This is a genomic window from Actinomyces sp. HMSC065F12 (assembly GCF_001814535.1).
Classification (GTDB): domain Bacteria; phylum Actinomycetota; class Actinomycetes; order Actinomycetales; family Actinomycetaceae; genus Pauljensenia; species Pauljensenia radingae_A.
In genome coordinates this window covers 1-5,538 of the sequence record NZ_KV816939.1, presented here as the reverse complement: position 1 = coordinate 5,538, position 5,538 = coordinate 1, and the positions used below count along the sequence as shown (strand labels likewise).

The window sequence follows — 5,538 nt, the reverse complement described above, 5'->3', positions numbered from 1 at the left end:
TGTTAGACGTACTGATCGAAGCCATGTGCAACGGCCTAGAAGAAGCCGCAACAAGTCAACCGTTAAGCGCTGACACTAGCGCGAGTGGGGAGGAACAATGAGTACAAAACATTGGAAAGGCGCGGCCATGCCTGACGCGGGAGATGACCTGTTAGCGTCGTGGCGCGACTATACGGACACGGCTGGCCTAGTGGTTCCCGCACAGTCAATCGCGTCTGCACGTTCAACGCTGACGCGCGCGGTGGACAACGGGGCGAATGTCACTGTAAACAACCCCGCCTATTTTGATGTTGGCGGTGTCCTGTATCGCGCTGACGGCTCGAAAGGCGCGGGCGGCGCGTGGGTATTGAAGCCCGCTAACGAGGTTGAGTACGACGTGCAGCGGTACGGTAACGGTCAAAGTGGCGGGTGGACTGGCACCGTGAAGTCTGGAGCGTCAAGCGGCATGTGCGCCACGAAGCTGATAGCGCGCCCGTATGACCGGATGATGATGGCTACCGCCGTGGCGTGGGGGCTGGCTAAGAGCGGAAGCGTTGACTTAGCGCTGACCGGGAAAAACGGGGAACTGTCGCTAGGCCGTTTCAGTTCGGGAACGCAAGACTGTGTGACGGTGACAATGTTGACGTTTGTTCGTGCTGGTGAACAACCGTCTGTATCACTGTCGGTGCGTGGCGGTTCGCCTAGTGGCGGCACTCTCACGCTGAGCGGTGACACTAAGTTGAACTATTTTAGTGTGCTCGCGTTCCCGGTGAGTATGGCTGACTAGCCGGGCGTTGTGTGTCCCGCCTTGCCCTGTTTCGTGGGGTGGGCGGGTTTTTTATGCCCGCGTGCGGGCGGCAAGGAGAAGGAGGGGCAGTTGTGGATGAGGAATACGAGAAGTTAATGGGTCACGGTGACACGGCGACAAGCACGCCGGACGATACTGCTGAGATTGTGGAGGTGGAGTATGGCCACGGGGAATGACCTACTACGTGTAGCCAGTAAGTATGTCGGGTATAACCGTTTTGATGACCCGCTGACTGGCACGATTTTCGGCAGGGCCTACGCTGAGCGGCACGGCGCAGCGTTCGCAGCTAACGGCGTCCCGTACTGCGACATGTACGTAACTAAGTGCCTACGCGAAATTGGTATCACTAATTTTGATAGCGCGTATGTGCCGGGCAGGATCGCTACAGCCAGGGCGCGCGGGTGGCTCGTCAGGCGTGAGGACGCGCGCGAGGGTGACCTCGTGTGCTTCGACTGGGACGATGACGGCGTGGCCGACCATATCGGCATTGTCGAGATCAAGTATGCGTGGTCGTACCAGACCATCGAGGGCAACACGTCGAGTGGCGCGTATGGTAGCCAGTCGAACGGTGGCGGCGTGTATCGCAGGGTGCGTTCGTTTGACACGGTGATTGCTGTTATCCGGCCCCCGTACACGGGTGCGTCTCGCCCGGTTGTTCCGGCTGGGACTTTGGCTGTTGACGGCTGGTGGGGAGAATCCACTACGCGCGCGTTGCAGCGTATCAATGGCACACCACAAGACGGGCAGGTTAGCTCGCAGTACAGGCCGAACCGTGAGTACTTCCCGGCAGCGGGTAGCGGCTGGGAATGGACTGGTGAAAACGCGGAAGGCTCACAGTTGATCGTGAAGTTGCAGAGGGCGTTCCACGTGGACGCTGACGGTATCGCGGGGCCTGAGTTTGTGCGCGGTATGCAACGCTACTACCGCGTGAGCGTGGACGGCTACATGGGGCACGCGACCGTCAGAGCCTTGCAGCACGCTATCAACAGGCAGCTAGGGAGGAAATAATGCTTGGACTAAACATTGACCCACTTATCACGTGCGGGCTGATTGGCTTCGTGTGGCCGCTCGTACAGGCCGCGTTCGACAAGCCCTACTGGACGGCTGGCAAACGCCGGGTGATTGTTCTTGCAGCCGGTGTTCTGCTGGGCGTTGTCGTGTGGTTTGCAGGAGCTTACCCCGCGTCGTGGAGACTGTTCTGCACGCAAGCTGGTGTCGTGATCGGCGCGGCCAGCGCCGCGTTCACGGTGCTCAAACAGTTAGGGGTGATTGATTGGGTTGGCAAAGTTACGCCGGGCGGTGAACCTTATGAGCCTCGGCATAAGGCTGAAGGTGATTAGCGTATGGAGTCTGGTGTTCCTCATACTGTGATTGAGTTGGTGACTACGCCGGAGGTTATTCAGATTGCGGGCGTGCTTATTCTGACGGTGCTTGCGTTGTTCGTGTGGCTTGCGCGGTGGGGTATTAAGAGTATCCGGCACCGTATTCAGTCGCTTGAGGCGGTTATGAAAACTACTGAGAATACTGCGCGTGTGGCGGCGGATAGTGCGTCTGCCGCTCACGAGCAGGTGGCTAATAATCATTCGGTGAATTTGCGTGATGATATTGACGAGTTGAAGTCTGAGATTGGTGAAACTCGTTCTTCGATTGAAGTCATTATGGAGTTGCTTGCTCAAACAGGTGAGAGTCAGAAGGCGTTGTCTGATGAGCTTGACGAGATGAGGCATGAGCAGCATGATCGCGCTAATAATCAGGCGAGCCAGTTGAACCTGTTGTGGAAAGACGTGAGTGCGGCTGAGGATAAGGCGACGCAGGAGAGGAATGTTCTGCATAGGCGGGTGAGTGATACGAAGGAGGAGCAGCGCCGCAATTTTGATAAGTTGTCGTCGAAGATCGGCATGTTGGAGTCGAGTATGCACCGTTTGCACCCGGATGCGGAGTGAGTGTATGCTGGTGGTGAAGTTAAGGCTGACATGACCTTAATTTCCCTTTCAAAATGTGTTCCCCCGTCCTGTGCCCTTTGTGGTGTGGGGCGGGGGGCTTTTTTGTGTTGGACGGGTGTACGCGCGCCACCACTTTGAGACTGATTATTGTTATCATGAGGGTGTGAGTTCAACCGTCCTGAACGCTGACGAAAACTTTGTCGTGAGAGTGCTTGAATCCTGTGGTGACGTGGCCGTTGTGGGTGACGTGGGGTTTGAGCTGTGGGCGGCGTTTATGCGTGCTGTCACCCTGTTCGCTGGTAAGGCGCGTATCCCCGTAGGGGAGTGCTTGGGGTGCGCGTGGCTATGGGCGCGCACTCACCCTAAGCAGGTGGCTACCGCGTGGAATCACGGTCAAGCCGGGGGAGTGGTTCTTCGAGTGCGCGGGCGGCTAGGAGAGTGTTTCACGGACTATAAGCACCATGAGCGGGAAGTGTGCGTTGACTGGTTGGGGGGCTGGTGAGCGGTTACTCGTGGCGGGAGCTTGTTGAATTGTTGCGCGCGTCGTTTTTTGAGTCTCATGCGTGGGGGTGGCGTTTGAACGATGGGCACGCTCCTGATGGGGACATGCCGCGCGCTGAGTGTAGCCCTTACGCGCAGTCAACCTTGTGGGCGTGCGTGGTGGACGCGCGCCGCGCGTTCGACGTGTTGAACACGCTTGAGAAACGACGCTTATTTAAGCATGTCGTGTTGGGGTTGAGCCAGGTTGAGATTGCTGCCGGTGAGGGTGTCACTCAAGGCGCGGTGTGGCAGACGCTTCGGGGTTGTGAGCGGAAAATGCTTGAGTTCCTGAACGGTGATGAGGGTGAGTAGGTCTTTGTGCGGGTGCGCGCGTTTTGGGCTGGGGCGCGCGCGCCTGTGTGCGTCAGCGGGGGGTGTGGCTTAGTCCTGCGTTTCTTGGGGGCGGCGGTTCTTTCGTGTTTCTTACGCCGCTTGTGGGGCTGGGTTGCGCGCTTCCGGTGGGGTGGTGCCGTGGGCTGGGTTTCGTGGTTGGCTCGGCTTACGGCACTATCCTTGTGCGCGTACTTGTTGGGCTTCGCGTTCGCCTTTGTCGGTGAGCGTGTATTGTTTTTCTCTGCCGTTCATGCCGCGCTGTTGGTGTTTTCGAGTTGGTTGAGTAGTTGCTGCCCGTAGGCGCTGATTACCGGCTTAGCGGTTTGTACTGTGGCTTCCCAGTCCGTGTAGGTAACGACGTTCATTTCGCTTGCGGGTGGTGGCGGGGGTGCGTTCAGCGTGTAGCACTGTTTGATGAGCGTGTCGCGCATCATTGTTCGGCTGATTGTTTGCCCTCTGCCGAGTCTGCGTAGGGCTTTGCGCTGACTGTTGGTCAGTTTCATTGGGGTGTCCTTGGCGTGTGGTTATGCTTCTACGTCGCGGGGTTGGAATCCTAGAGTGTTATCTTCTGGTTGGCGTTCTGTGGTGGCGTAGTTGCCGTCGATGATGGTTGGCGGCTCAACCGCCGTGGTGTTGTCTGGCGTTTTATCGCGCGCGATGTTGATGGTGAGTCCAATTTTTATGCGCATACTGTTACTGGCTTTCTTTGGTGCGGCGCTTGGGGCGGGGAGTGGCTTGTGGTGGCCGTCATCCCCGCCCGCGTCGGTGCAACTTGTCGGCTTTTCCGACATGTTGGGTGAGTGGCGTTGTTTAGAATGGTGGGTCGTCTGGGAATGCGGGTTGGGTTTGTTGTGCCCAGGGGTCGCCTTGGGTTCCTCCTGCTGGCGCGTTGCGTGTGGCTTGTGGTCGCTGCTGGTATTGCGGTGCCGCTTGCGCATTCCCCGCCGAGGCTTTCTCGACTTGTGCGCGCGCGTAGCGTAGCGACGGGCCAACCTCATCAACCTGCAAGGATAGTTCAGAGCGTTGTTGTCCGTCGCGGTTTTCGTATGAGCGTAGTGAGACGCGGCCTGTGGCGATGACTCTCATGCCTTTGCGTAGGGTTTCTGCCACGTTTTCTGCCGCGTTGCGCCATACGCTGCACCTGTAGAATTGTGGGTCACCGTCGCGCCATTCGTTCGTGTTGCGGTCGTAGGTGCGTGGTGTGACAGCTATTGAGAAGTCTGCGACTGCTGCGCCGGATGACGTGAATCGTAGTTCTGGGTCGCGTGTGAGGTTCCCTGTGATGGTGATGACTGGTTCGCCGCTCATTTGTTGTTCTCCTTTGTTTCGGTGGTTTTCGTGGGGTGGGTAGATTCGCGTTCTGCCCATTCTGAGTAGGCGCTGTACCATTCGATGTAGTCGCGTATGGATTGCGCGTTTGGTTCGCCCGCTAGGTCTGCGATTCCGTCCCACAGTGGCATTGGGACTACTGCGCATGGGTGCCACTCATAGAGGGCGTCTGTTTCGGGGCGGTAGTCGCGTAGGATGCTGCCGCCTGTCACGTAGAGTTCGCCGCTACAGTCGTAAGTGGCGAATCCTTCTACCGGGTAGCCTTCACTGCTGCCTTTCACGTAGTAGACGAGTTGGTTGTCTAGCGGCCATTGGTCGGGGTCTATTTTTTTCATTCTGGTTCTCCTTCGCTTTGAGTGTCGGCTGTTAGTTCTGCGTGGGTTTTAACGAGCGCGTTTATGACTGAGATCGGCCATTTCCAGCGCCGCCGGTAGGTGCGCCGCGCAGTGCTGAGATAACCAAGGTCTTTCAGGTCCCACGCATCTACGGATACTGCAAGCACGCCTATCAGGTAAATGACGGCGGGGATTAAGGCGAGGATTAGCCATTTCATTCTGGTTCCTCCTTATACCTGTAGAGGTAGTCGTGTTCTGAGTGCGGGTCGAG

Annotated in this window: 11 protein-coding genes; 6 read left to right on the top strand and 5 right to left on the bottom strand. The window is 57.6% G+C overall.

Annotation, left to right across the window (positions count from 1 at the left end; translation table 11 throughout):
• The first annotated feature begins 97 nt into the window (after positions 1-97).
• The 6 genes from HMPREF2975_RS00775 to HMPREF2975_RS00745 all read left to right on the top strand — a co-directional run bounded on the left by HMPREF2975_RS00775 (position 98) and on the right by HMPREF2975_RS00745 (position 3,582).
• Positions 98-766, top strand: coding sequence for a hypothetical protein (locus HMPREF2975_RS00775; RefSeq protein ID WP_141757229.1), 669 nt, complete (start codon positions 98-100; stop codon positions 764-766).
• Positions 767-946: 180 nt separating this feature from the next.
• Complete coding sequence (locus HMPREF2975_RS00765; RefSeq protein ID WP_070725154.1) at positions 947-1,795, top strand: CHAP domain-containing protein; 849 nt, start codon at positions 947-949, stop codon at positions 1,793-1,795.
• The gene (locus HMPREF2975_RS00760; RefSeq protein ID WP_070725152.1) at positions 1,795-2,127 is read left to right on the top strand and encodes a hypothetical protein; all 333 of its coding nucleotides are present in this window, start codon (positions 1,795-1,797) and stop codon (positions 2,125-2,127) included. The genes HMPREF2975_RS00765 and HMPREF2975_RS00760 overlap by 1 nt, the downstream gene beginning before the upstream one ends.
• A gap of 3 nt (positions 2,128-2,130) precedes the next feature.
• Entirely contained in the window at positions 2,131-2,730 is a 600-nt protein-coding gene (locus HMPREF2975_RS00755; RefSeq protein ID WP_070725150.1) for a DUF2746 domain-containing protein, read from the top strand.
• Between the two features lie 163 nt (positions 2,731-2,893).
• Positions 2,894-3,232: a hypothetical protein gene (locus tag HMPREF2975_RS12415; RefSeq protein ID WP_193599949.1), complete on the top strand. Its 339-nt coding sequence runs from the start codon at positions 2,894-2,896 to the stop codon at positions 3,230-3,232.
• Positions 3,229-3,582, top strand: a complete 354-nt coding sequence (locus HMPREF2975_RS00745; protein WP_070725146.1) for a hypothetical protein — start codon at positions 3,229-3,231, stop codon at positions 3,580-3,582. The genes HMPREF2975_RS12415 and HMPREF2975_RS00745 overlap by 4 nt, the downstream gene beginning before the upstream one ends.
• A 269-nt stretch (positions 3,583-3,851) precedes the next feature.
• On the opposite strand, the gene HMPREF2975_RS00740 is transcribed toward HMPREF2975_RS00745, so the two are convergent.
• The 5 genes from HMPREF2975_RS00740 to HMPREF2975_RS00725 form a co-directional block, all read right to left on the bottom strand.
• A complete protein-coding gene (locus HMPREF2975_RS00740) occupies positions 3,852-4,106 on the bottom strand; it encodes a hypothetical protein (protein WP_070725144.1) in 255 nt (84 codons plus the stop codon).
• A 21-nt stretch (positions 4,107-4,127) separates the two neighbouring features.
• Positions 4,128-4,292, bottom strand: coding sequence for a hypothetical protein (locus tag HMPREF2975_RS12705; RefSeq protein ID WP_227469072.1), 165 nt, complete (start codon positions 4,290-4,292; stop codon positions 4,128-4,130).
• 121 nt (positions 4,293-4,413) lie between these two features.
• Entirely contained in the window at positions 4,414-4,911 is a 498-nt protein-coding gene (locus tag HMPREF2975_RS00735; protein WP_070725143.1) for a single-stranded DNA-binding protein, read from the bottom strand.
• Positions 4,908-5,267: a hypothetical protein gene (locus HMPREF2975_RS00730; protein ID WP_070725141.1), complete on the bottom strand. Its 360-nt coding sequence runs from the start codon at positions 5,265-5,267 to the stop codon at positions 4,908-4,910. The genes HMPREF2975_RS00735 and HMPREF2975_RS00730 overlap by 4 nt, the downstream gene beginning before the upstream one ends.
• Positions 5,264-5,485: a hypothetical protein gene (locus HMPREF2975_RS00725; RefSeq protein WP_070725140.1), complete on the bottom strand. Its 222-nt coding sequence runs from the start codon at positions 5,483-5,485 to the stop codon at positions 5,264-5,266. The genes HMPREF2975_RS00730 and HMPREF2975_RS00725 overlap by 4 nt, the downstream gene beginning before the upstream one ends.
• Positions 5,486-5,538 lie beyond the last annotated feature (53 nt).

Excerpts from the sequence above, each read along its gene's own strand:
- HMPREF2975_RS00760 (WP_070725152.1), top strand. The coding sequence starts at position 1,795 with ATGCTTGGACTAAACATTGACCCACTTATCACGTGCGGGCTGATTGGC.
- HMPREF2975_RS00725 (WP_070725140.1), bottom strand. The coding sequence starts at position 5,485 with ATGAAATGGCTAATCCTCGCCTTAATCCCCGCCGTCATTTACCTGATA.
- HMPREF2975_RS00730 (WP_070725141.1), bottom strand. The coding sequence starts at position 5,267 with ATGAAAAAAATAGACCCCGACCAATGGCCGCTAGACAACCAACTCGTC.
- HMPREF2975_RS00735 (WP_070725143.1), bottom strand. The coding sequence starts at position 4,911 with ATGAGCGGCGAACCAGTCATCACCATCACAGGGAACCTCACACGCGAC.
- HMPREF2975_RS00775 (WP_141757229.1), top strand. The coding sequence starts at position 98 with ATGAGTACAAAACATTGGAAAGGCGCGGCCATGCCTGACGCGGGAGAT.
- HMPREF2975_RS00765 (WP_070725154.1), top strand. The coding sequence starts at position 947 with ATGGCCACGGGGAATGACCTACTACGTGTAGCCAGTAAGTATGTCGGG.
- HMPREF2975_RS00755 (WP_070725150.1), top strand. The coding sequence starts at position 2,131 with ATGGAGTCTGGTGTTCCTCATACTGTGATTGAGTTGGTGACTACGCCG.
- HMPREF2975_RS12705 (WP_227469072.1), bottom strand. The coding sequence starts at position 4,292 with ATGCGCATAAAAATTGGACTCACCATCAACATCGCGCGCGATAAAACG.
- HMPREF2975_RS00740 (WP_070725144.1), bottom strand. The coding sequence starts at position 4,106 with ATGAAACTGACCAACAGTCAGCGCAAAGCCCTACGCAGACTCGGCAGA.